The following is a 21287-nucleotide window of genomic DNA, read 5'->3' on the forward strand; positions in this document are numbered from 1 at the left end:
TTCCCCCTTTCCCGTTAGAGCGCGGTTTCGTCGGTTTCGCCGGTGCGGATGCGCACAGCCTGGCCGACATCCAGCACGAAGATCTTGCCGTCACCGATCGCGCCGGTGTTCGCCGATGCCTGGATCGCTTCGACCACGCGGTCCGCCAGCGCGGAAGCGCAGGCGATCTCGATCTTGATCTTGGGGACCATGTTCGTGCTGTATTCGGCGCCGCGGTAGATTTCGGTCTGACCCTTTTGGCGCCCGAAACCCTTGACCTCGGTCACCGTCATCCCGGCGACACCAAGCTCGGAAAGCGCTTCGCGCACCTCATCGAGCTTGAAGGGTTTGATGATTGCTATGACGAGTTTCATTCGGCCCCCATCTGCTTTTTGTGCGGAGCAGAAGAGAGCAAGGCGTGTGCCAGATTCGAAAATGGCGCGAATTTGGCCGTGCGCGCATCGTCCTATGCGCGCACCGGCGATCGGAGACGCTAAATTATTGTGCAGGTGCGAAGTCGTGCCCGTTTTTTAGGCAGCTTCGATCAGCGCACGTGCGCGATCTGCATCATCCTTGTGCACCATCAGGCGGACGGGCGTCATGAAACCCAGCCCGAGATCCGCCATGCCGCCATCGAAAAGCACGGCCTCTATGCCTTGGGCGGCGAGCCCGATGCGCGCGACATCGGCCGCGATCCGGTCTGGATATTCGGCGATCGGAACCAGCGTCACCGGATCGGGCGCCCGCGTTTGGCGACGAACACTACCAGTTTGCGCCTTCTTTCGCGGCTTCTTCTTCGCCGGGGCGCATGGAGCGGCCAAGCACGGCGTTGCGATGCGGAAACCGGCCGAAGCGCGCGATCACGTCGTGATGCTTGTGCGCATAATCGAGCGAGTTCTGGTTGCCGAGCGCGGTGAACAGCAGCAGCGCGCGATCCTGATCGTCGAGTTCCTCGCTGTGCATGAACGGCATGTAGAGGAAGGATCGTTCGTCTTGGCTCAGCGCATCGTCCAGTCCGGTATCGACCGCGCCCCGGGCGATCGCGAGCGCGAGCGGATCGGTCGAAAAGGCGTCGGCGCTGCCACGGAAGATGTTGCGGGGGAACTGGTCGAACAGGATCACCCCCGCCAGCGCTTCGCGCGCGGTGCCCAGAAAACTCTCCGGCGTACGCGACCGCCAAGCATGCCAGAGCGGTTCGAAGCGTTCCTTGATCGTCTCGTCGGTTTCGTCAGAGCGCGTCCACCAGCGATCGGAGCCGAGTTCGTCGAACCAATAGGCGAGGATAGCGTCGACCTCGGCGCTCATGCGGCGGTTCCACCGACCGTGAGCCCTTCAATCAGCAATGTCGGCTGGCCGACGCCGGCGGGCACCGACTGGCCCGCCTTGCCGCACATGCCGATGCCTTCGTCGAGCGCGAAATCATTGCCGATGCCGAGCACCTTGGTCAGCACGGTCGGGCCGTCGCCGATCAGGGTCGCGCCCTTGATCGGCGCACCCAGCTTGCCATTCTCGACGCGATAGGCCTCGGTGCAGGAAAAGACGAACTTGCCGGAGACGATATCGACCTGGCCCCCACCGAAGCTCTTGGCGAATATGCCCGACTTCATCCGCGAGAGCAGGTCGGCGGGATCGTCGTTGCCGCCCTTCATGAAGGTGTTGGTCATGCGTGGCATCGGCGCATGGGCATAGGATTGGCGGCGGCCATTGCCCGTCGGCTCCACGCCCATCAGCCGGGCATTGAGGCGATCGTGGATATAGCCCTTCAATATGCCGTCCTCGATCAGCACATTTTCCTGCGTCGGCGTGCCTTCGTCGTCGATCGAGAGCGATCCGCGCCGCTCGCCGATCGATCCGTCGTCGATCACGGTCACGCCCGGCGCGCCGACGCGTTCGCCGATCCGTCCGGAAAAGGCGCTGGTACCCTTGCGGTTGAAGTCGCCTTCCAGGCCGTGCCCGATCGCTTCATGGAGAAGCACGCCCGGCCAGCCCGGGCCGAGCAGCACCTGCATCTCGCCCGCCGGCGCCGGCACCGAGTCGAGATTGACGAGCGCCTGTTTGAGCGCTTCGTCGATCGCGCGGTCGATCAGCGCGGGGCCGAGCAGCCGATCGTAGAGATAACGGCCGCCGACACCGAAGCTGCCGGTTTCACGTCGACCGTTCAATTCGGTCACGATGCTGACGTTCAGCCTGACCAGCGGACGCACGTCCATCGCGGTGAAGCCATCAGGACGGACGATGTCGACGACCGACCAGGAGCCCGACAGCGACACCGAGACCTGGGCGACGCGCGGATCGCGCGCGCGCGCCATCGCGTCGATCGATTCGCAAAGCGCGACCTTGTCGGCGAACGAGACCAGGCCGAGCGGATTGTCCGCCGTATAAAGATGGCGATTGTTGCCGCGCGGCGGTGGGGCGGGCGCGCCCTTCGCGGGATCGAGCAGCGTCATCGTCTCGGCCGCGCGCCGTATCGCCGCTTCGCTCAGTTCATTGGCATGCGCGAACGCCGTGGTCTCGCCGCTGACGCCCCGCAGGCCGAAACCCGATTCGGTCGAATAATCGGCGGTCTTCAAGCGTCCGTCGTCGAAGCCGAAGCTTTCGGTCGCGCTATATTGCAGGAACAACTCGCCATCGTCGCAGCGCTGGAGCGCGTCGGCGGTCAGCCGCTTGGCCGAATCGGGATCGAGCCCGTCGGGGCGGTAGAGATAGGAGCGTGGATCGGTGGTCATGCCACCGATATAGGCCTGTCCCGAGCACAGTCGAGGGGCAAGCCCCCGCGCAAGCTCTGGAAAATCCTCAGGCCGCCTGCGAAGCCTCTTCGCCGCCCTGATCGGCGGGGCCGCCGATCAGCACGAACCGCCGATCGCAATAACCGCACTCGACAAAGCCGGTCTCGTCGATCTCCAGCCAGACGCGGGGATGGCCGAGCGCGGCGCCGCCTGGGATGTCGCTGGCGCCGTCACAGGCGACGCGGCTGGTCTTCACGCGGAGGGTTTCGGGTGCGGAGCTCATGAAAGCGCGCTTAGCAAGGCGCGCGGCCGCTTGCCAGCGGGATTTGGGGTCAGAGCAGCGCCGGCGCGCCGACGAGTGCGAGCAGCATCGCCGAACGCAGCGCCAGGCCGGCCAGGTCCTCGATCCAATGGGGCTTCCAGGTCGTCATGGGCGCATCATCGCGCGCGCGGGTTAAGGAAGGCTTGCGCGTCGCGCTGCTTGGCGTATGCGCGGTTCGCATGGTTCAGGCAGCGATCGAGATCGAAGGACTCGAAAAAGTCTATGCGGGCGGCAAGCGCGCGCTGGACGGGGTCAGCTTCGAAGTACCGCGTGGGCAGATCTTCGGTCTGCTCGGTCCCAATGGCGCCGGCAAGTCCACGCTGATCAACATCCTGGCGGGCCTGGTCAACAAGACCGGCGGGCGGGCCGCGATCTGGGGCTTCGATATCGACCGGAATCCGCGCAACGCGAAATTCTCGATCGGCATCGTCAATCAGGAGATATTGTTCGACCCCTTCTTTACGCCGCGCGAGGCGCTGGAGATTCAGGCCGGGCTTTATGGCGTGCCCAAGGCGGAGCGCCGGACGATGGAATTGCTGCGCGCCGTCCGCCTCGACGACAAGGCGGAGGCCTATGCCCGCACGCTTTCGGGCGGAATGAAACGTCGGCTGATGGTCGCCAAGGCGCTGGTCCATGCGCCGCCGGTGCTGGTGCTCGACGAGCCGACCGCCGGCGTCGATATCGAGCTCCGGCAGCAACTCTGGGCCTATGTCCGCGAATTGAACGCCCAGGGCGTGACGGTGGTGCTCACCACCCATTATCTGGAAGAAGCCGAGGAGCTTTGCGACCGGATCGCGATCATCAACCATGGCCGGCTGATCGCCAACGAACCGACGCGCACGCTGGTCGGCATGGCGCAGGAAAAGCTGGTCGAGGTGACCGTCGATCGCGACGTCGCGGCGGTGCCGGACAATGCCTGCTTCCAGAAGATCGAGCTAAAAGGCGAGCGCGTGCTCGCGATCACCTATGCCAAGGACAAGGTGAACGCCGGCGAAGTGCTCGCGGCGGTGCAGAAGGATGGATACGGCATCGTCGACGTTGTGACGCGCGAAGCCGATCTGGAGGACGTGTTCCTGAACCTGACGCGGGCGAGCAATGCATAGATAAGCCTCTCCCCTTCAGGGGAGGGGTTGGGGTGGGGAAGGATGCCGAGATTGAACCCGAGTCTGGTCGAACGAGCGCGAGAGATGCGCCGGGAACCGACCGAGTTCGAAAAACGCCTCTGGCGCCAGCTATCCAACTCACAACTTAATGGATGGAAATTTCGCCGTCAGGCTACCATCGGTAACCGGATCGTGGATTTCTTCTGCCCGGCCGTTGGCTTGGTGATCGAAGTCGATGGCGATACACACGATTTCGAGCGGGATCGGGAGACGGATCGGGTTTTCGAGCCCTATGGTTTGTGCGTACTTCGTTTTACGAATGCGGACGTTGCAAATAATATGGAGGGTGTTCTGGAAGCCATTTTGCTGAAGGCACGATCTTTGCCGTCAAGATCATCTTGGCGACTGCCCCACCCCAACCCCTCCCCTGAAGGGGAGGGGCTTTAAGATGCACCATTACGACGTCCTTGTCATCGGCTCCGGTGCGGCAGGGCTCACCGCTGCACTCAATCTCGCGCAGCGCTTCAAGGTCGCGGTGATCGCGAAAGGTGCGCTGTCAGACGGATCGACGGCATGGGCGCAGGGCGGGATCGCCGCCGTGCTTGAACCTGGCGATACCTTCGAAAGCCATATCGAGGATACGATGGTCGCGGGCGCGGGGCTCAACAACCGCGCCACCGTCGAATTCGTCGTCGAGAACGCGCCGGCCGCGATCGAGCGGCTCGCGGCGATCGGCGTTCCGTTCAACACCGAGGCAGGCGCGCTTCACCTGACGCGTGAGGGTGGGCACAGCCATCGCCGCATCGTCCATGTCGATGACGCGACCGGCTGGGCGGTGCAGCAGGCGCTTGAGAAGGCGGCGGGCGACAATCCCAACATCACCCTGATCCCGGACATGGTGGCGATCGACCTCGTCACCGGCCGGCATGGCGAGCGCTATTCGGGCGACGGCCATGTCTGGGGGCTGTACGCGGTCAACCGGCGGACCGGCCATGTCGAGCTGTTCACCGCGCGTGCGACGGTGCTGGCGAGCGGCGGCGCGGGGCGGACCTATCTCTATTCGACCGCGCCGCGCGGCGCGACCGGCGACGGCATCGCGATGGCCTGGCGCGCGGGATGCCGCGTTTCCAACATGGAATTCATGCAGTTCCACCCGACTTGTCTCTACAATCTGGAGGTCAAGAATTTCCTGATCACCGAAGCGGTGCGCGGCGAGGGCGGTGTGCTGAAACTGCCGCCGGGCGTGCAGGGCGGCGGCGAGCGCTTCATGCCGCGCTTCGATCCGCGCGAGGAACTGGCGCCACGCGACGTGGTCGCCCGCGCGATCGACCATGAGATCAAGCGGCTCGGCCTCGACTATGTCCATCTCGACATCAGCCACAAGCCGGCCGATTTCGTGAAAGGGCATTTCCCCAATATCTACAACCGCCTGATCGAACTGGGCATCGACATCACACGCGATCCCATCCCGGTGGTGCCGGCGCAGCATTATACGTGCGGCGGCGTGATGATCGATCTCGACGGCCGTACCGACCTGCCGGGGCTCTACGCGGCGGGCGAGGTGACGCAATCGGGCCTGCACGGCGCCAATCGCCTGGCCTCCAACTCGCTGCTCGAATGCTTCGTCTTCGGCGAAGCCGCTGCGCGGCACATCGCCGCGCATTGGGACGAATTCCCGGCACCGCCGCCGATCCGGCCATGGGACGAAAGCCGCGTCACCGATTCGGACGAGGAAGTGATCGTCCAGCATAATTGGCGCGAGATCCGCCGCTTCATGTGGGACTATGTCGGCATCGTTCGTACTACCAAGCGCCTTGAGCGGGCAGCTCACCGCGTTGCGCTACTGCGCAAGGAAGTGGAGGATTATTACGGCCATTTTCGCGTCACGCCCGATCTGATCGAGCTGCGCAACCTGGTCGAGGTGGCGGACCTCATCGTCCGCTCGGCGCTCCACCGCAAGGAGAGTCGGGGGCTGCACTATACGACCGATTATCCAGAGATGTTGCCTGCCGCGATCGATACCGTCCTGGCGCCCTGATCGACGTCACTCCCGTGGCGTTGGGGGCCGAACGTCGCCATTGGCGGTTTCGCCGAAATCGATGATGCACATCCAGCGATAGCCGCGATGCGGGCCGCACGCTGCGCCCGCATGGCGCCAGCGGGTGTCGAAGAGCATCTTGCGGTGACCGCGCGTCGGCACGCCATCGTCGATGATCAATTGGCGCACCGCGTCCTCGGCATTGTCCGGGCCATAGGTGATCGATTCGCCGACGTAGATGTGCCCGCCGCGTCGCTGCACGCGGATGCCCGGGGTGGATCCGCCTGATCCAACATGGCCCATCGCGCCACGGCTGCCTTGATCGCGTGCATGATCGGCGGCTGCGCGAGCCAGAATCGGTCCGGGCAGCAATGGCGGCAGCGGGGCCTGGCGTTCGAGGAAGCGGATCGCCTCGTCCACGGCTGCGACGCCCTCTTGGGTCATCAACCGGTCGTCGCGGCCAGGCAGCGTCACGATCCTGCCTTCATAGCCGTCACGATAGTCGCGGAGCGATCGGGCATAGCCGCGCGGGTCGTCGCGCACGCGATTCATCTCGTCGACGATCGCGTCTCCGTCGTCATCGCGAGGCTGCGCCACTGCCGGTAAAGCGGAGAGCGCGACCAGCAGCGGAGCGGCGAGCAGGTCAGCGCGCGACAAGGAAGCTCCGGACCGCCGCGTTGAAACGGGCCGGCTGGTCGAGCATGATCATATGGCCGCTATCCGCGATGGGGGTGAGCAGCGCCTGCTTCGCGCCGCGATAGGCGGATGCATAGGTCTGGCGAATTTCGGCGGGCGTGATCGCGGTTCCGGGGCGGGGTGTGGCAAAGGTCACCGTGATCGGCGCGACGATCTTCGGCAGTTCGGGCGTCAGGTCTATCGCTGCCAGTTCGCGCAGGCTGCGCGCGGTCACGTCGGGGTCGCTGGTGGCGCCACTGCCGCCGAACATCCGCATCAGCGATTCGAAACTGCGCCGGCCCTGCGGCGTTGCGGTGAACAATTCGGCGAGCCGATCGGCGAACGGCCCCCAGCCTTCGGCATTGCCGCCGAGCAGACCGGCGGGCGCGGGCAGCATATCGACCACCATCAATCGTCCGATCCGCGCGGGCCAGCGCGATGCGACCATCATCGCGATCGTGCCGCCCATCGAATGTCCGATCAGTGCGGGCCGGATCAGCCGGGTATCGGCGATGTAGCGCGCGATCTCCGCCGCGACCGATGCGACGATCGGCCCCTTGGCATTGCCGCCTGCGGGGACACCGGAGAATCCGGCGATCTGGACGAGGTGGATGCGATGGCCGGCAAGCGCAGGCAGGGTGGTGTTCCAGATCGCGCGCGAGGAATCGACGCCGTGGATCAGGATCACATCCGGTCCCTGTCCCTGGACCGTGACCGACATGCGCGATGAGACAAATGCGGCGGCCGCAGCCGCGCGCGGCATCAGCGCCAGGGCAAGCGCGCCACCCAGCAAGGTGCGGCGATCGATCGATGGCAACGTCTTCATATCACGACCCCAATTGCTGCCTGGCTTTTAACGCAGGCTGAAGATGTGCGCCTTTTCTCGATTGAAAGAGCGAGCTAGAAGCCGCGACCACAAGGAGTTTCATACGTGACGGCCGCATCCCCCGGGCGACGCAACGCCGCGATCGCCTTCATTCTGGTGACGGCCGCACTCGACGTGATGTCGATGGGGCTCGTCATCCCTGTCCTGCCCTCGCTGATCGAGGAATTCGCGGGTTCGAACGCAAGCGCCGGCGTGTGGAATGGCGTTTTCATCGCGCTGTGGGCGGGCATGCAGTTCATCTGCTCGCCGATCATCGGATCGCTGTCGGACCGCTATGGTCGCCGCCCAGTCATCCTGCTCTCCACCGCCGGGCTTGCCGCGGACTGGGTGCTGATGGCGCTGGCGCCCAGCCTCTGGTGGCTCGCGGTGGGGCGGATCATCGGCGGGATCACGTCATCAAGCTTCACCACCGTCTTCGCCTATATGGCCGACATCACCGAGCCCGAGAAGCGGGCCAAGGCCTATGGCCTGATCGGCGCGGCGTTCAGCGGCGGCTTCGTGCTGGGGCCGCTCGTCGGCGGCGTGCTCGGCGAAATCTCACCGCGCGCCCCATTCTGGGCGGCGGCGGCATTGTCAGGCGTCGCATTCCTATATGGCCTGCTCATCCTGCCCGAATCGCTGAAGCCCGAAAGCCGGATGCCGTTCTCGTGGAAGCGCGCTAATCCATTCGGTGCTCTGCAACTGCTGCGTTCGCATCCCGAATTGTCCGGGCTCGCGATCGTCAATTTCCTGCTCTATTTCGCGCACCACGTCTTTTCGGCGGTGTTCGTGCTTTATGCCGAATATCGGTACGGCTGGAGCGCGCTGGAGGTGGGCGTGCTGCTCGCCATGGTCGGCGTGCTCGACATGGGCGTGCAGGGCGGGCTGGTCGGTCCCTTCACCAAAAGGCTGGGCGATCGCGGCACCATGGTGTTCGGGCTGTTCGCCGGTTCGATCGGCATCACTTGCATGGGGTTGGCGCCAACGGGCTGGCTGTTCGTCGCCGCGATGCTGCCCAACGCGCTCTGGGGCCTGGCGATGCCGACGCTCCAGTCGCTGATGACCCGCCATGTCTCCGAAAGCGAGCAGGGGCAGCTTCAGGGCGCCAACAACAGCGTGGCGAGCGTTGCCGGTGTCGCATCCCCGCTGTTCTTCGGCATCGTCTATTCGATGTCCGTCAGCAGCGATCCGGTGCTGCCGCACCCGGGTTCGCCATTCTTCATCGCCGCGCTGATCCTGCTCGGTGGCGCGGTGATCGGCCGTGTGGTGACCCGGCGTGGTGCCTTGCCCGGTGGTGGGGGCTCAGTTTCCTGACAGGAACGCTTTCATCGCCGCATGGAAGGCAATGGGGTTGTCGTACATGATGAAATGCGCGCTGTTCGGTACACGCATCAGCCTGGCGCCCTTCAATCCGGCATAGGATGCCTGATAGGCCGCATCGATCTGTGCGTCGGTGAAAGGGGTACCCGCCGGCGTTACATAAAGAACTTCGGCAGGGACCGCGATGCGCGCCAGCTCAGGGCGCAGGTCGGTGACGACCAACTCGTGAAATGTATTCTCGGTCACGGCGCGATCGCTGTCGAGCGCGCTCTTGACCACCGCAGGCCGCTCCGCATCGGTCTTCACCATGCCGCCGGTCATCGCGCCGATCGACTTTTCGCGTGCCTCGGCGCTGTTGGCGCGCATCTGCGCCAGGATCGCGTCCGCCGTCGGGCGGATGGTTTCGCCGGTGCTGCCCGGCGGGCCGAACATCATCCCCATGAACGGCACCTGGTCGACGACCATCAGGCGCGCGATCGCGGCCGGATGGCGCGCGCCGATCATCAGCGCGATTGTGCCGCCCATCGAATGGCCGATCACCGCCGGGCGCTTGAGCCTCGCTTCGGCGACATAGCGCGCGATCTCGCTGGCGACGCCGGCGAGCAGATCGCCCTTTGCGTTGCCTTCCGGCGCGGTGCCCGCGAACCCCTTCACCTGCACCAGATGATAGCGATAGCCCGGTACCGCCGGCACCGCATATTTCCAGGCGGCGGGGCTGGAGGTGAGGCCGGGAATCAGGATCACGTCGGGGCCCCTGCCCTGGACCGTCACGGTGATTCGGTCCGATGCGAAGCCCTTCGCCTGCGCCGCCATGGGCGCGAACAGTCCAAGCAGCGCGAACAGCGCGAGCAGCATTCGGCGTGTCATGATTTTTCCCTTCGATCGAAGGTCACATTAATCCGGGGGGAGTGGCGGCGCCAGTCGCGTTCGGCTATCCCCGCGCGCATGGCCAGCAACCATCTCTATCTCGTCGACGGCTCCGGCTACATCTTCCGCGCCTATCACCGGCTGCCGCCGCTCACCAACAAGCATGGCGAGCCGGTCGGCGCCGTCTACGGCTATACCGCGATGCTGTGGAAGCTCGCCGATGAAGTCCACAAGGCCGATGGGCCGACGCATATGGCGGTCGTGCTCGACAAGTCGTCGCACACCTTTCGCAACGAGCTTTACGACAAGTACAAGGCGCAACGTCCGCCGCCACCCGAAGACCTGATTCCCCAGTTCCCGATGATCCGCGACGCGACGCGCGCCTTCTCGCTGCCCTGCATCGAGGAGGAGGGCTGGGAAGCCGACGACCTGATCGCCAGCTATGCGAAGGCGGCGCTGGCACAGGGCTGGCAGGTGACGATCGTCAGTTCCGACAAGGACCTGATGCAGCTCATCGAACCCGGCCTCGACATGTACGACACGATGAACAACCGGCGGCTGGGCGCTGAGGCGGTCGTCGAGAAGTTCGGCGTGATGCCGCACCAGCTTGGAGACGTGCTCGCGCTAATGGGCGACAGCGTCGACAATGTGCCCGGCGTTCCCGGTGTCGGACCCAAGACCGCGTCGAAGCTGATTCTCGAGCATGGCGATGTCGAGGCGGTGCTGGCCGCCGCGCCGACGATGAAGGCCGGCAAGCTGCGCGACAATCTGATCGAGCATGCCGAGATGGCACGGCTGTCGCGTAAGCTGGTCGAGCTTGCCAGCGAAGTGCCGCTACCCGATCCGCTGGAGGATCTGGAACTCAAGGGCATACCCGAGGCGCCACTGCGCGCATTCCTCGATCATCACGGCTTCAAGTCGCTGCTGATGCGCTTGGGCACGGCCGCTGGTGGTGGCGTCGATGCGCCGCAGCCCGCACCTGCGTCAACGATCGAGCTGCCCGCCGATCCGCCCTGCGATCACGACGCCTATGAAAGCGTGATCGATCTGGACGCGCTCGACCGCTGGATCGCCGCGGCGACCGCGCAGGGCTTCGTCGCCTTCGATACCGAGACCGACGGGCTTGGCGCGATGGCGCGGCTGGTCGGCATCAGCCTGGCGACCGCGCCCAACAAGGCGTGCTATATTCCGCTCGGCCATGGCGGCAACGACTTGCTCTCCGAAACGCCTGTGCAGATCCCGACCGATCAGGCGCTCGCTCGGCTGAAGCCATTGTTCGAGGACCCGGCGGTGCTCAAGATCGGGCACAACGCCAAATACGACATCAGCATCCTTGGCCGTCAGGGCGTCGCGGTCGCGCCGGTCGATGATACGATGGTGATGAGCTTCAATCTCGATGCGGGTCTTCATGGCCATGGCATGGACGAACTGGCGACCACGCATCTCGACCATAGCTGCATCGCGTTCAAGGACGTGGTCGGCACGGGCAAGTCGCAAAAGGGTTTTCACGAAGTCCCGTTGCGCGAAGCGACGCGCTATGCGGCGGAGGATGCGGACGTCACGCTCCGGCTGTGGCGGCGATTGAAACCTCGCCTCTCGCCCGAACATGTCACGCGCGTCTACGAAATGGTCGATCGGCCGCTGGTGCCCGTGCTGTCCGCCATGGAGCGCGAGGGCATCAAGGTCGACCGCGAGGAACTGGCGCGGCTCTCGGCTGAATTCTCCGGACAGATCGTCGAGCTGGAGAAGGAGATTCACGCGATCGCGGGCGTACCCTTCACGATCGGCAGCCCCAAGCAGCTTGGCGATATCCTGTTCGACAAGATGGGGCTGAAGGGCGGCCGCAAGGGCAAGTCCGGCGTCTATTCGACCGACGTCAACGAACTGGAGCGGATCGCCGGCGACAAGGATGGCGGGCCCGGTGTCGAGATGGTGCGCAAGGTGCTCGACTGGCGCCAGCTCTCCAAGCTGAAATCGACCTATACCGATTCGCTTCAGGCCGAGATCAAGGCGGAGACCGGACGGGTTCACACCAGCTATTCGCTGACGGGCGCACAGACCGGGCGTCTGTCGTCGAACGACCCCAATCTCCAGAATATCCCGATTCGCACCGAAGCCGGGCGGCGTATCCGCGACGCATTCGTCGCCGAACCCGGCAATGTCCTGCTTTCCGCCGACTATAGCCAGATCGAGCTGCGGCTCGCCGCGCACATGGCGGATGTGCCGCAGCTTCGCGAAGCCTTCCTGCGTGGCGACGACATCCACAACATGACCGCGCAGGAATTGTTCGGGGAAATCAATCGCGACACCCGCGCACGCGCCAAGACGATCAATTTCGCGATCCTCTACGGCATTTCGCGCTGGGGCCTGGCCGGCCGGCTGGAGATCGCGCCGGACGAGGCGCAGGCGATGATCGATCGTTATTTCGAACGCTTCCCCGGCATCCGCAACTATATCGCGGAAACGCTGTCGAGCGTGCGCGAATGCGGCTTCACCACCACCCTGTTCGGACGCAAGACGCATTTTTCGCGGATCAAGTCGAGCGTCCAGCACGAGCGGCAGGGCGCCGAGCGCGCCGCGATCAACGCGCCGATCCAGGGCACCAGCGCCGATATCATCAAGCGGGCGATGGCGCGCATGGGGCCGGCTTTGCTCGATGCCGGATTGCGCGATGTGAAGATGCTGCTGCAGGTGCATGACGAACTGGTGTTCGAATTGCCCGAGGGCGATGTCGAGCGTGCGAAGCCCGTCATTGAGCGAGTCATGGCGAATGCTGCCGAGCCGGCGGTGACGCTGTCGGTGCCGCTGGGCGTCGAGATCGGTACCGGCCGTAGCTGGGGCGCCGCGCATTGATGGGGGGCTTGTGCCTGTCCATCGTTCCGGCGAGAACCGGAATCCCTGAGCAGGAGCCTGTCGAGCACATGCCGCGCCTCTGGATTCCGGCTTCTGCCGGAATGACGCTACTGCCTTGACGGCCGCGCCCGCCGAAAAGTCCGAGGATATCCAGGCGCTCGCCAAGGGCGGCCGGACCAATTTCTTCGGTTTCCTGCTGCGCCTGGCCGCGCGGCTGCCCTTCCTGTTCATCGCCGGGCGTTGGTATGGCGAGGAAGCGCTGGGCCGTTTCGCCTATGCGGTGCTCGTCGTCGAGTTCGCCGCGCAGATCGCGACGTTCGGCTTGAAGCGGGGATTGGCCGAGCAGCTATCCAAGACCGATCGACCACATGTCCATGTCGTGTGGGATGCATTGCTTGTCGGCGGCCTCGTTTCGGTGGCCGTCGCGGGCATCCTGATGATCTTTCCCCAGGCGATGTTTCCGAACAGCCAGATCAACGGGCTGGAACTGTTGCTGCCGCTCACCATCTTCGCGCTGGTCGGTTCGGATCTGACGCTCGCGGCGCTTGCCTATCGCTACGATATCGCCGCCACGGTGCGTGCGCGTTCGGTGATCGAACCCTGGACGATCAGTATCGCGGCCTTTGCGTTGGCTTTCTATTCCACGCGTGACGGGCTGATCATCGCCTATGCGGTCTCCATGGCGGCGGCGCTCCTCGCGTCGCTCTGGCCATTCTTCCGGAGCTATGGCGTACCGCATGGCTGGCGGCCCCGCCCGGCACCGATCGTTCGGCTGATGCGCCAGAACATGCCGCTGGCGGCGGCCGACGCGGTCGAATGGGGGTCGCGCCGGCTCGACCTCGCCATTCTCGGCCTGTTCGTCTCACCCGCGATCGTCGGCATCTATTATGTCGCGCAGCAGGTCGCTTCGCTGCCGCAGAAGCTCAAGACCAGCTTCGATCCGATCCTGGGGCCGGTGATCACGCGCAATCTGGAAGCGGGCGATCGCGCGGCGGTCGCACGTCAGGTCAGCCAGGTCGGTTTCTGGATCATCGCCGCGCAGGCCGGGATCGCGCTGGCGCTTGGCATCCCGGGTGAGGGCGTGATGGGTCTGGTCGGCCCCGGCTTTGTCGGCGGCGTCGGCGCGCTCGCTTTCCTGCTAGGCGCCGAGGTCGTCGCCGCGACCGCCGTCGTCAGCGAGTCGGCGCTGATCTATGTCGCGCGCCATCGCAACATGATGATCTCGCTGGTGATGATCGTCATCCAGGCGGCGCTGAGCGTGGTCTTCATTCTCGCCATACAGGAAATGGGCTGGCCCGCGCTCTGGGTGGCTGCCGGTCCACCGGCAGCATTGTGTTGCGCGCTCGGTCTGGCTTCGATCGTCAAGGCCCGGTTGCTCTCGCGACTGCTCGATTCGCCCGTCAATGGCTGGCGCTGGGCGCTGATCTGGGCAGCCGCCGTGGCGATCGTCGTCGGCTATGTCGTGACGCAGCTTCCTGAATGGCTCGAACTGGGGCTCGGCATTCCGCTGATCCTGGGCGTCTATGGCTATGTCATCTGGACGCGGGGCTTCGGGCCTGACGATCGCGCGCTGTTCCGGATGAAGGAAAAAGCGGCCTGACGCCGATAAAACGCGTCAACCCAACGAAAACCGGGGGGCTGCTCGAGGCCCAAGCACTGAATTGCCGGCAAGATGCCAGCCTGCACCGAAGGCGCAGTTCATCCTGAGCGCCTGCCTTGCAGGCAGTCGAAGGGCTGGCATGACGGTTGGCGCAGAGCTGGATGCTCGGAGGGCTTGGGACTCAAGCCCTCCGCTTTCCCTCAGTGCCGGAAGTGGCGCATGCCGGTGAAGACCATCGCCAGGCCGGCCTCGTCGGCGGCGGCGATCACTTCGTCGTCACGGATCGAGCCGCCCGGCTGGATGACGGCGGTGGCGCCGGCCTCGACCGCGGCAAGCAGGCCGTCGGAGAAGGGGAAGAATGCATCGGAGGCGACGGCCGAACCGATCGTGCGCGGCGCTTCCCAGCCATAGGTCTCCGCGGCTTCCTTTGCCTTGGCGGCGGCGATGCGGGCGGAATCGCGACGGTTCATCTGGCCGGCGCCGATGCCGGCGGTCGCGCCGTCCCTGGCATAGACGATCGCGTTCGACTTGACGTGCTTGGCGACGGTCCAGGCGAACAGGCAGTCGGTCAGCTCCTGTTCGGTCGGCTGGCGCTTGGTCATCACCTTCAGCGCGTCGCGCGTGATCCGGCCATTGTCGCGCGACTGGACGAGCGCCCCGCCCGCGATCGTCTTCAATGTCATGCCGCCGCGCGCAGGATCACCGAGCGGGCCGGTGAGCAGCAGGCGGAGATTCTTCTTCTTCGCGAACACTGCGAGTGCATCTGCATCTGCATCGGGGGCCGCGACGACTTCGGTGAAGATGCCGGAGATCGCCTCGGCGGTGGCACCATCGAGGGGGCGGTTGACCGCGATGATGCCGCCGAATGCCGAGACGCTGTCGCATTCCAGCGCGGCCTTATACGCTTCGATCAGTGTTTCGCCGCTCGCCACGCCGCAGGGATTGGCATGCTTGACGATCACCACGGTCGGCGGCCCATCGCGGAATTCCGAAACCAGTTCGAGCGCGGCGTCGGCGTCGTTGAGATTGTTGTACGACAATTCCTTGCCCTGCACCTGGCGATGGTCGGCGAGCGATCCATTGGGCGCAAAGGCGGGCAGGTAGAGCGCGGCCGACTGGTGTGGATTCTCGCCATAGCGCAGCGACTGGCCGATGCGGAACGGCACGGTCAGCTTGGCCGGGAACATCTCGCCCTGATCGGCGAAGGCGAACCAGGACGCGATCATCGAATCATATTCGGCGGTGGCGGCAAAGGCCTTGGCGGCCAGGCGCCGGCGGAAATCGAGGCTGGTCGCGCCGCCATTGCCGTCGATCGCCGCGATCAGCTCGGCATAGTCGGCGGGATCGGTGACGATCGCGACATGCGCGTGGTTCTTGGCGGCCGAACGGACCATGGATGGGCCGCCGATATCGATATTCTCGATGATCTCGTCGCGCTCGGCGCCCTTGGCCACGGTCTGCGCGAAGGGATAGAGATTGACGACGACCAGATCGATCGCGCCGATACCATGCTCCTCCATCGATGCGACATGCGCGGCATCGTCGCGCACCGCGAGCAATCCGCCATGGACCTTGGGATGCAGTGTCTTGACGCGGCCGTCCATCATTTCGGGAAAGCCGGTGAGATCCGAGATATCCTTGACCGCGAGGCCGGCGTCGCGCAGCGCCTTGGCCGTGCCGCCCGTCGAAACCAGTTCGACGCTGTGGCGCGCCAGCGCGGCGCCCAGTTCGGCAAGGCCGCTCTTGTCCGACACCGAAAGGAGCGCACGGGTGATCTTCACGTCGGTCATCTTCAATCCCTGAATTGTCCCGAATCCGTTCGGGCTGAGCATTCCGAAGCCCTCTACTTCTTTTCCCCACGAAGAAAAGGGCGCGCGCCTTCCAGTGGACCCGCATTTACGGGCCTGGAGAGCCGAATAAGGGGCCGTCTTAGCCTGCGCGCTTCAGTACCCAGCCGACCGTGCCGCCCTCAGCCGTCACTTCCGCCGCCACGGCGAGCTGAAGCGTATTGTGCGGACGCCCATCGGCATCCACCCAGATGCTGTCCTCGATGGTCAGCGCGCCGCCACGGCAGCGAAACTGCCACAGGGCGCCCTGGCCGATGCGGAGCAGCGCCCCCATGCCATCGGCGGTCGGTGACGCCTCAACCTTCGGCGCCAGATGGAATCGCACCGAAAACGCCGTCGTATCGGCTCGCTTGCGGTGCGGTGCGGGCAGCAGCGTGTCCTCGCCGCGCAACTCCTTGCCGTCGGAGGTCAGCGCGAGCAGGCGGCGATGGATGAAGCCGAAGCGGCGGGCATAGCCGTCATGGCTCGCCTCGATCCGGCTGCCGGTATCGAGTTCGCGACGGTCGAGCTCGATCTCGGCGACGCCGCGCCCCATCGAGCCATCGGCATGGATCGCGGTGCTGTTGCTGTCGGCGACGATCAGCGTCGAATGCGCGGCGCTCGATCGCAACCCTGCGGTCAGCCGGGTGGGGACATAAGCACTCGATTCGCGCGATCCACCGCAATTGACGATCAGCCGGTGCGGCCCGTCGGACATTTCGATGGCGAGGGTCGACGCGCAGCCGCCGGCGCTGAGTCGGCTGACCGGCGGCGGCCCGGCATCGACGATCAGCACGGTCGCGCCGCCCGAGAGCCGGTGATAGCCCCATTCGCGCGGCTGGCGTTGCGGCCGGGTGCGGATACCCGACGCCTCGATGACGGCGGAGACTTTCTCCGGTGGCAGTGGCGCACTGCCCTGGAAGCTGGCCAGCCCGCCGTCGCCATGGGTGACGCCCAGCAAGGCGGGCACCGCGCGCCCGATCGCCGCTTCGAGAATATCGGGCGGCGTCTGGCGACGGACATCGTACACGGCGAGCAGCATGGACAGCAGCATCACCGCCTCGATCTGGCCCGACGGAGACCGGCACACCACGCCGCCATCGGAAAACAGCCCGGTCTGCAATGCGCGGGCCAGGCCGGACTCGGCCGACGCGAGGCGCGTGCCCGATCCCGGAATCAGCAGTCCGGCCGCCGTCAATCCCGCCCAGGCGGCGATGCGCGGTACGCCGGGTTCGGCCTTGTCGGCGCCGCGATCGAGATGCCGCGCGCCGCGTGCGAGCGCGTTGAGCACCGCCGAACGATAGATCAGGTCATGGCTCGACAGGATCAGCGGCGCATGCGCGGTCCAGAACAGGATGCGCTTGCCCCACAGATCGGGCCGCCAGGCGAGGTCGCTCACCTGCTCGGCATGACGGGCCGTCCATTTGCGCATCACGGCTTCGGCGATCGGCGCGCCTTGCTCGCGCGTCGCCACCGTCGAAAGGTCGCGCAGCCAGGCGAAGCTGTGGATATGTTCGGCGAGGCCGGGCGAGGCGTCGAGCCGGGCGAAGTCGAGATCGGCCAGTTCCAGCCGCTCGCCACGAAACAGGAATGTGCCCGACAGCAGCGATCGGCCGCCGCGCGCATCGCCCATGATCGGATCGTCGGGCACCGCCATCAGCTTGAGCGGATGACGGCCCTTCAGCCGCAAGGCATGGAGCGGCGTCCGCCAGCTCAGCCGGTGGAGGCGCGCGGTCAGCCGCTCGGCCAGGGAAAGCCCCTTGTCGCCGAGCCGCACGAGCCGTTTGCCCTGCTCGATGCCGTCGGCGCCCCTTCCGATGGGCGGATCGGCGCTCACCCGCCCCTCAGCGCCTCGATATTGGCGGCGTAGCGATCCGGGCCGCCCCGGAAGGTCGCGGTGCCGGCGACGAGCGTATCGGCGCCTGCCGCGATCGCGCGCGGGGCAGTGTTCACGTCGATGCCGCCGTCGACCTCAAGCCGGATGTCCTTGCCGGTCTTGTCGATCATCTTGCGGATCGCCTCGATCTTGCGGAGCTGGCTTTCGATGAAGCTCTGGCCGCCGAACCCGGGATTGACGCTCATCACCAGCACCAGATCGACATCCTCGATCAGATAGTCGAGCATCTTGGCCGGGGTCGCGGGATTGAGGACCACGCCCGCCATCTTGCCGAGCGCCTTGATCGCCTGGACGGTGCGGTGCGTGTGCGGGCCGGCTTCGGGATGCACGGTCAGGATGTCCGCGCCGGCCTCGGCAAAGGCTTCCAGATAGGAATCGACCGGCGAGATCATCAGATGCACGTCGAACGGCTTGGCCGTGTGTGGGCGAAGCGCCTTCACCACGGCCGGGCCGATGGTGATGTTGGGCACGAAATGGCCATCCATCACGTCGACATGGATCCAGTCGGCGCCGGCCGCGTCGATGGCGCGGATTTCCTCGCCCAGGCGGGCGAAGTCGGCGGAGAGGATGGATGGCGCGATGCGGATGGGATGGGTCATGGAACCCCGGGCCTTAGCCAAGGGGCTGCGCGCGGGCAAGCGCGGGATAACCCGCCGACATTATCTCCGGATCAATCGCGCCATGAAGAAGCCATCGAGCCCGCCTTGTTCGGCGAGCATGCCAGGCAAGGTGCGGACCCAGCCGCGTTCATGCGGAGGCACGCCGGCGGGCAGCTCTTCGGGCCGGACGGGATCGATCGCGATGTCGGCGCGCGTGGCGAGCAGGGCCTCTATCCCGTTTTCGCCTTCCTCGGGTTCGAGCGAGCAGGTCGCGTAGACCAGCCGGCCACCGGGGGCGAGCCAGTCGACAGCCCGCGCCAGCATCCGGCCCTGCAACGCCGCCATCTCGGCGATCTCCTTCTCGCCGATCCGATACAGAACGTCGGGATGCCGCCTGAAAATGCCGGTCGCCGTGCAGGGGGCGTCGAGCAGGATGGCGTGCACCGGGCCGTCCGGCGCCCATTCGAGCGCATCGGCGGTCACGATATCGAGCGGAAGCCCGATCCGCGCTGCATTTTCCGCGACACGCTCCAGCCGTCGCGCGCTGCGGTCGAGCGCCTTCACGCGCCAGCCCGCGGCGGCGAGCTGGAGCGCCTTGCCGCCGGGCGCCGCGCACAGATCGAGCGCGACGTCGTCGCCCGACCCCAGCAACCGCGCAGGCAGCGATGCGGCGAGATCTTGTACCCACCAGGCGCCGGCGTCGAAGCCGGGCAGCCCTTTCACCGGACCATTATCGGCCACGCGGACATGGCCGGGCGCCAGGCAGGTGCCGCCAAGTGCTTCGACCCAATGTGCGGTTTCGGCTACATCCCTCAATGTCAGGTCGAGCGGCGGCGGTGCCGCGAGCGCGGGGCTTACGGCGGTGACCATCGCATCGCCCCAATTGGCAGACCAACGCTCGCGCACATGCGGCGGCAATGCCGGATGTTCGGGCAAGCGTGCACCGCCGCGCATCAGGCTGCCGAACACGCCGTGCACCAGTCGCTTGGGGCCGCCATCCACCAAGGGCAGAACCGTCGAGATCGCCGCATGGGGCGGGGTGCCCAGTGCCAGCGCCTGGACCAGCGCGATACGCAGCACGCTCCGCGCCTTGGCATCCTCCGGCAGGATCTTCGCGGTTGCGCCATCGATCAGCGCGTCGAGATCGGGCAGCCGGCGCAGCGCCTCGGCTGCAATAGCGTGGGCGAGCGCGCGATCTTCCGATTTCTCGATACCCTGCGTCGCGGCGTGCAGCGCGGTTTCCAGCGGCTGGCCGCGGCGGAGCACGGCATCGAGCAGCTTGAGCGCCGCGCGGCGCGCAGCGAGGCCGGGGGTAGGGGCGGGATAGCGGGGCTTCATCATATCCCCCTCTGAGCGGGGACGCGCGATGTCAAATCCCGGCCGTCATTTCCGCCGCAGCGGATCGAGCGCGCTGCCGCGCCGGTTGCGCACCGACGACGGAACCGCGCTCTGCCGGCGAGCCGGCTGCTCGAACAGCGGCGGCGGATTGGGCAGTCCCATCTCGCCCGCGATCTGTTCGAGCGCGTCGATCCGGTTCTGCGTGTCGGGATGGGTCGAGAACAGGCTGTCGCCACCGCGTCCGCTCAGCGCCGGCACGATATAAAGCTGCGCCGCCGCCGGGTTGCGATCGATGAATTGATTGGGCACGCGCGCCGCGCCTTGCGCCAGCTTGGCGAGCGCGGAGGCGAGCGCGCGGGGATTGCCCGAGATTTCGGCGCCGCCGCGATCCGCGCCATATTCGCGGGTCCGGCTGATCGCGAGCTGGACGATCATCGCGGCGAAGGGCGCGACGAACACCGCCAGGATCGTCGCCAGCATATTGCCGCGATTGTCGCCCGACCGGAAGAATAGCCCGAAATTGGCGAGCATCGAGATCGCGCCGGCGATCGTGGTCACCATGGTCATCACCAGCGTGTCGCGGTTGCGGACATGCGCGAGTTCGTGCGCCATCACGCCGGCGATCTCGTCCCGGTTCAGCATGTTAAGTAGGCCGCTGGTCGCCGCGACCGCTGCATTCTCTGGATTGCGGCCGGTAGCGAAGGCATTGGGGTGCGGATCGTCGATGATGTAGACGCGCGGCATCGGCAGGCCGGCGCGCGTGGCGAGCTGGCTGACCATGCCGACGAACTCAGGTGCGCTCGAACCATCGACCTCACGCGCATTGTGCATGCGCAGGACGATCTTGTCGGCGTTCCAATAGGTGAACAGGTTCATGCCGGCGGCGACCAGCAGCGCGATCAATGCGCCGCCGCTTCCGCCCAGCGTATAGCCCAGCCCCATGAAAAGCGCGGTCAAGGCCGCCAGCAGCATTGTCGTCTTGAAACCGTTCACTTGGCATTCGCTCCTTCGATCCCCAATGTGGGGGGCAAGCGCTTCCGCTGCAATATCGAGGTGATGCGATGACCGGCCGCCGTCCAGATCATGTGAAACCCCCGGCGCACCTGTCGAAAAGCCCGCCCGTGCCGGAACCCGAAGAGCTGAAGCGCCCTGAAGAGGATCCGCTGGGGCGCGATCCGGTACGCTACGGCGATTGGGAGCTGAAGGGAATCGCGGTCGATTTCTGATTTGCTTCGTTCGGTTCGAGCACAGTCGAGAACGTCTGTCGCGACGAAAACGG

The 21287-nt window shown here is 65.8% G+C and carries 20 protein-coding genes; 7 read left to right on the top strand and 13 right to left on the bottom strand.

The genetic code is table 11. The features are described from left to right. Nucleotides 1-14: 14 nt before the first annotated feature. The 5 genes from ACODTA_RS14695 to ACODTA_RS14715 all read right to left on the bottom strand — a co-directional run bounded on the left by ACODTA_RS14695 (nucleotide 15) and on the right by ACODTA_RS14715 (nucleotide 2988). A complete protein-coding gene (locus tag ACODTA_RS14695) occupies nucleotides 15-353 on the bottom strand; it encodes a P-II family nitrogen regulator (protein WP_489066657.1) in 339 nt (112 codons plus the stop codon). 156 nt (nucleotides 354-509) lie between these two features. Then, a complete protein-coding gene (locus ACODTA_RS14700) occupies nucleotides 510-710 on the bottom strand; it encodes a putative signal transducing protein (protein WP_489066658.1) in 201 nt (66 codons plus the stop codon). A gap of 31 nt (nucleotides 711-741) precedes the next feature. Continuing rightward, nucleotides 742-1284 carry a DUF924 family protein gene (locus tag ACODTA_RS14705; RefSeq protein ID WP_489066659.1) on the bottom strand — a complete coding sequence of 181 codons (543 nt, stop codon included), beginning with the start codon at nucleotides 1282-1284 and terminating at the stop codon, nucleotides 742-744. After that, the gene (tldD, locus tag ACODTA_RS14710; RefSeq protein ID WP_489066660.1) at nucleotides 1281-2705 is read right to left on the bottom strand and encodes a metalloprotease TldD; all 1425 of its coding nucleotides are present in this window, start codon (nucleotides 2703-2705) and stop codon (nucleotides 1281-1283) included. Before tldD ends, ACODTA_RS14705 begins: the two co-directional genes overlap by 4 nt. A 67-nt stretch (nucleotides 2706-2772) precedes the next feature. Continuing rightward, the gene (locus ACODTA_RS14715) at nucleotides 2773-2988 is read right to left on the bottom strand and encodes a zinc-finger domain-containing protein (RefSeq protein ID WP_489066661.1); all 216 of its coding nucleotides are present in this window, start codon (nucleotides 2986-2988) and stop codon (nucleotides 2773-2775) included. A 218-nt stretch (nucleotides 2989-3206) separates the two neighbouring features. Here ACODTA_RS14715 and ACODTA_RS14720 point away from each other — a divergent pair, with 218 nt between their 5' ends. The 3 genes from ACODTA_RS14720 to nadB all read left to right on the top strand — a co-directional run bounded on the left by ACODTA_RS14720 (nucleotide 3207) and on the right by nadB (nucleotide 6168). Beyond that, nucleotides 3207-4130, top strand: coding sequence for an ABC transporter ATP-binding protein (locus tag ACODTA_RS14720; RefSeq protein ID WP_489066662.1), 924 nt, complete (start codon nucleotides 3207-3209; stop codon nucleotides 4128-4130). Nucleotides 4131-4214: 84 nt separating this feature from the next. Then, on the top strand, nucleotides 4215-4577 hold the full coding sequence (locus ACODTA_RS14725) for an endonuclease domain-containing protein (RefSeq protein WP_489066663.1): 363 nt from the start codon (nucleotides 4215-4217) through the stop codon (nucleotides 4575-4577). Between the two features lies 1 nt (nucleotide 4578). Continuing rightward, a complete protein-coding gene (gene nadB, locus ACODTA_RS14730) occupies nucleotides 4579-6168 on the top strand; it encodes an L-aspartate oxidase (RefSeq protein WP_489066664.1) in 1590 nt (529 codons plus the stop codon). A gap of 6 nt (nucleotides 6169-6174) precedes the next feature. Here the strand turns inward: nadB and ACODTA_RS14735 are convergent, their stop codons facing one another. Then, entirely contained in the window at nucleotides 6175-6825 is a 651-nt protein-coding gene (locus ACODTA_RS14735; RefSeq protein ID WP_489066665.1) for a CAP domain-containing protein, read from the bottom strand. Beyond that, nucleotides 6812-7669 carry an alpha/beta fold hydrolase gene (locus ACODTA_RS14740; RefSeq protein WP_489066666.1) on the bottom strand — a complete coding sequence of 286 codons (858 nt, stop codon included), beginning with the start codon at nucleotides 7667-7669 and terminating at the stop codon, nucleotides 6812-6814. Before ACODTA_RS14740 ends, ACODTA_RS14735 begins: the two co-directional genes overlap by 14 nt. Nucleotides 7670-7774: 105 nt before the next feature. On the opposite strand from ACODTA_RS14740, the gene ACODTA_RS14745 reads away from it, so the two are divergent. Continuing rightward, nucleotides 7775-9022, top strand: coding sequence for a TCR/Tet family MFS transporter (locus tag ACODTA_RS14745; RefSeq protein WP_489066667.1), 1248 nt, complete (start codon nucleotides 7775-7777; stop codon nucleotides 9020-9022). Here the strand turns inward: ACODTA_RS14745 and ACODTA_RS14750 are convergent. Next, nucleotides 9011-9895, bottom strand: a complete 885-nt coding sequence (locus ACODTA_RS14750; protein WP_489066668.1) for an alpha/beta fold hydrolase — start codon at nucleotides 9893-9895, stop codon at nucleotides 9011-9013. The genes ACODTA_RS14745 and ACODTA_RS14750 overlap by 12 nt on opposite strands. A gap of 78 nt (nucleotides 9896-9973) precedes the next feature. On the opposite strand from ACODTA_RS14750, the gene polA reads away from it, so the two are divergent. Further along, nucleotides 9974-12748, top strand: a complete 2775-nt coding sequence (gene polA / locus ACODTA_RS14755) for a DNA polymerase I (RefSeq protein WP_489066669.1) — start codon at nucleotides 9974-9976, stop codon at nucleotides 12746-12748. A gap of 115 nt (nucleotides 12749-12863) precedes the next feature. Further along, the gene (locus ACODTA_RS14760) at nucleotides 12864-14348 is read left to right on the top strand and encodes a lipopolysaccharide biosynthesis protein (protein WP_489066670.1); all 1485 of its coding nucleotides are present in this window, start codon (nucleotides 12864-12866) and stop codon (nucleotides 14346-14348) included. A 200-nt stretch (nucleotides 14349-14548) separates the two neighbouring features. Here the strand turns inward: ACODTA_RS14760 and purH are convergent, their stop codons facing one another. From purH to htpX, 5 genes are all read right to left on the bottom strand, one after another. After that, nucleotides 14549-16138, bottom strand: a complete 1590-nt coding sequence (purH, locus tag ACODTA_RS14765) for a bifunctional phosphoribosylaminoimidazolecarboxamide formyltransferase/IMP cyclohydrolase (protein WP_489066671.1) — start codon at nucleotides 16136-16138, stop codon at nucleotides 14549-14551. Nucleotides 16139-16277: 139 nt separating this feature from the next. Further along, the gene (locus tag ACODTA_RS14770) at nucleotides 16278-18011 is read right to left on the bottom strand and encodes a heparinase II/III family protein (protein ID WP_489066672.1); all 1734 of its coding nucleotides are present in this window, start codon (nucleotides 18009-18011) and stop codon (nucleotides 16278-16280) included. After that, complete coding sequence (gene rpe, locus ACODTA_RS14775) at nucleotides 18008-18670, bottom strand: ribulose-phosphate 3-epimerase (protein WP_489066673.1); 663 nt, start codon at nucleotides 18668-18670, stop codon at nucleotides 18008-18010. Before rpe ends, ACODTA_RS14770 begins: the two co-directional genes overlap by 4 nt. A gap of 60 nt (nucleotides 18671-18730) precedes the next feature. Then, the gene (locus ACODTA_RS14780; protein ID WP_489066674.1) at nucleotides 18731-20011 is read right to left on the bottom strand and encodes an RsmB/NOP family class I SAM-dependent RNA methyltransferase; all 1281 of its coding nucleotides are present in this window, start codon (nucleotides 20009-20011) and stop codon (nucleotides 18731-18733) included. 42 nt (nucleotides 20012-20053) lie between these two features. Next, nucleotides 20054-21001: a zinc metalloprotease HtpX gene (gene htpX, locus ACODTA_RS14785; protein ID WP_489066675.1), complete on the bottom strand. Its 948-nt coding sequence runs from the start codon at nucleotides 20999-21001 to the stop codon at nucleotides 20054-20056. A 68-nt stretch (nucleotides 21002-21069) separates the two neighbouring features. Here htpX and ACODTA_RS14790 point away from each other — a divergent pair, with 68 nt between their 5' ends. Continuing rightward, on the top strand, nucleotides 21070-21234 hold the full coding sequence (locus ACODTA_RS14790; RefSeq protein ID WP_222989641.1) for a DUF1674 domain-containing protein: 165 nt from the start codon (nucleotides 21070-21072) through the stop codon (nucleotides 21232-21234). Nucleotides 21235-21287: the final 53 nt, after the last annotated feature.

Source organism: Sphingomonas sp. FG14, from assembly GCF_057809675.1.

What these genes read in the sequence shown, in the direction of transcription:
- ACODTA_RS14740 (WP_489066666.1), bottom strand. Translation starts at nt 7,669, where the DNA reads ATGAAGACGTTGCCATCGATCGATCGCCGCACCTTGCTGGGTGGCGCG.
- ACODTA_RS14720 (WP_489066662.1), top strand. Translation starts at nt 3,207, where the DNA reads ATGGTTCAGGCAGCGATCGAGATCGAAGGACTCGAAAAAGTCTATGCG.
- nadB (WP_489066664.1), top strand. Translation starts at nt 4,579, where the DNA reads ATGCACCATTACGACGTCCTTGTCATCGGCTCCGGTGCGGCAGGGCTC.
- polA (WP_489066669.1), top strand. Translation starts at nt 9,974, where the DNA reads ATGGCCAGCAACCATCTCTATCTCGTCGACGGCTCCGGCTACATCTTC.
- ACODTA_RS14705 (WP_489066659.1), bottom strand. Translation starts at nt 1,284, where the DNA reads ATGAGCGCCGAGGTCGACGCTATCCTCGCCTATTGGTTCGACGAACTC.
- ACODTA_RS14790 (WP_222989641.1), top strand. Translation starts at nt 21,070, where the DNA reads ATGACCGGCCGCCGTCCAGATCATGTGAAACCCCCGGCGCACCTGTCG.
- ACODTA_RS14750 (WP_489066668.1), bottom strand. Translation starts at nt 9,895, where the DNA reads ATGACACGCCGAATGCTGCTCGCGCTGTTCGCGCTGCTTGGACTGTTC.
- purH (WP_489066671.1), bottom strand. Translation starts at nt 16,138, where the DNA reads ATGACCGACGTGAAGATCACCCGTGCGCTCCTTTCGGTGTCGGACAAG.
- rpe (WP_489066673.1), bottom strand. Translation starts at nt 18,670, where the DNA reads ATGACCCATCCCATCCGCATCGCGCCATCCATCCTCTCCGCCGACTTC.
- ACODTA_RS14725 (WP_489066663.1), top strand. Translation starts at nt 4,215, where the DNA reads ATGCGCCGGGAACCGACCGAGTTCGAAAAACGCCTCTGGCGCCAGCTA.
- ACODTA_RS14715 (WP_489066661.1), bottom strand. Translation starts at nt 2,988, where the DNA reads ATGAGCTCCGCACCCGAAACCCTCCGCGTGAAGACCAGCCGCGTCGCC.
- tldD (WP_489066660.1), bottom strand. Translation starts at nt 2,705, where the DNA reads ATGACCACCGATCCACGCTCCTATCTCTACCGCCCCGACGGGCTCGAT.
- ACODTA_RS14695 (WP_489066657.1), bottom strand. Translation starts at nt 353, where the DNA reads ATGAAACTCGTCATAGCAATCATCAAACCCTTCAAGCTCGATGAGGTG.
- ACODTA_RS14780 (WP_489066674.1), bottom strand. Translation starts at nt 20,011, where the DNA reads ATGATGAAGCCCCGCTATCCCGCCCCTACCCCCGGCCTCGCTGCGCGC.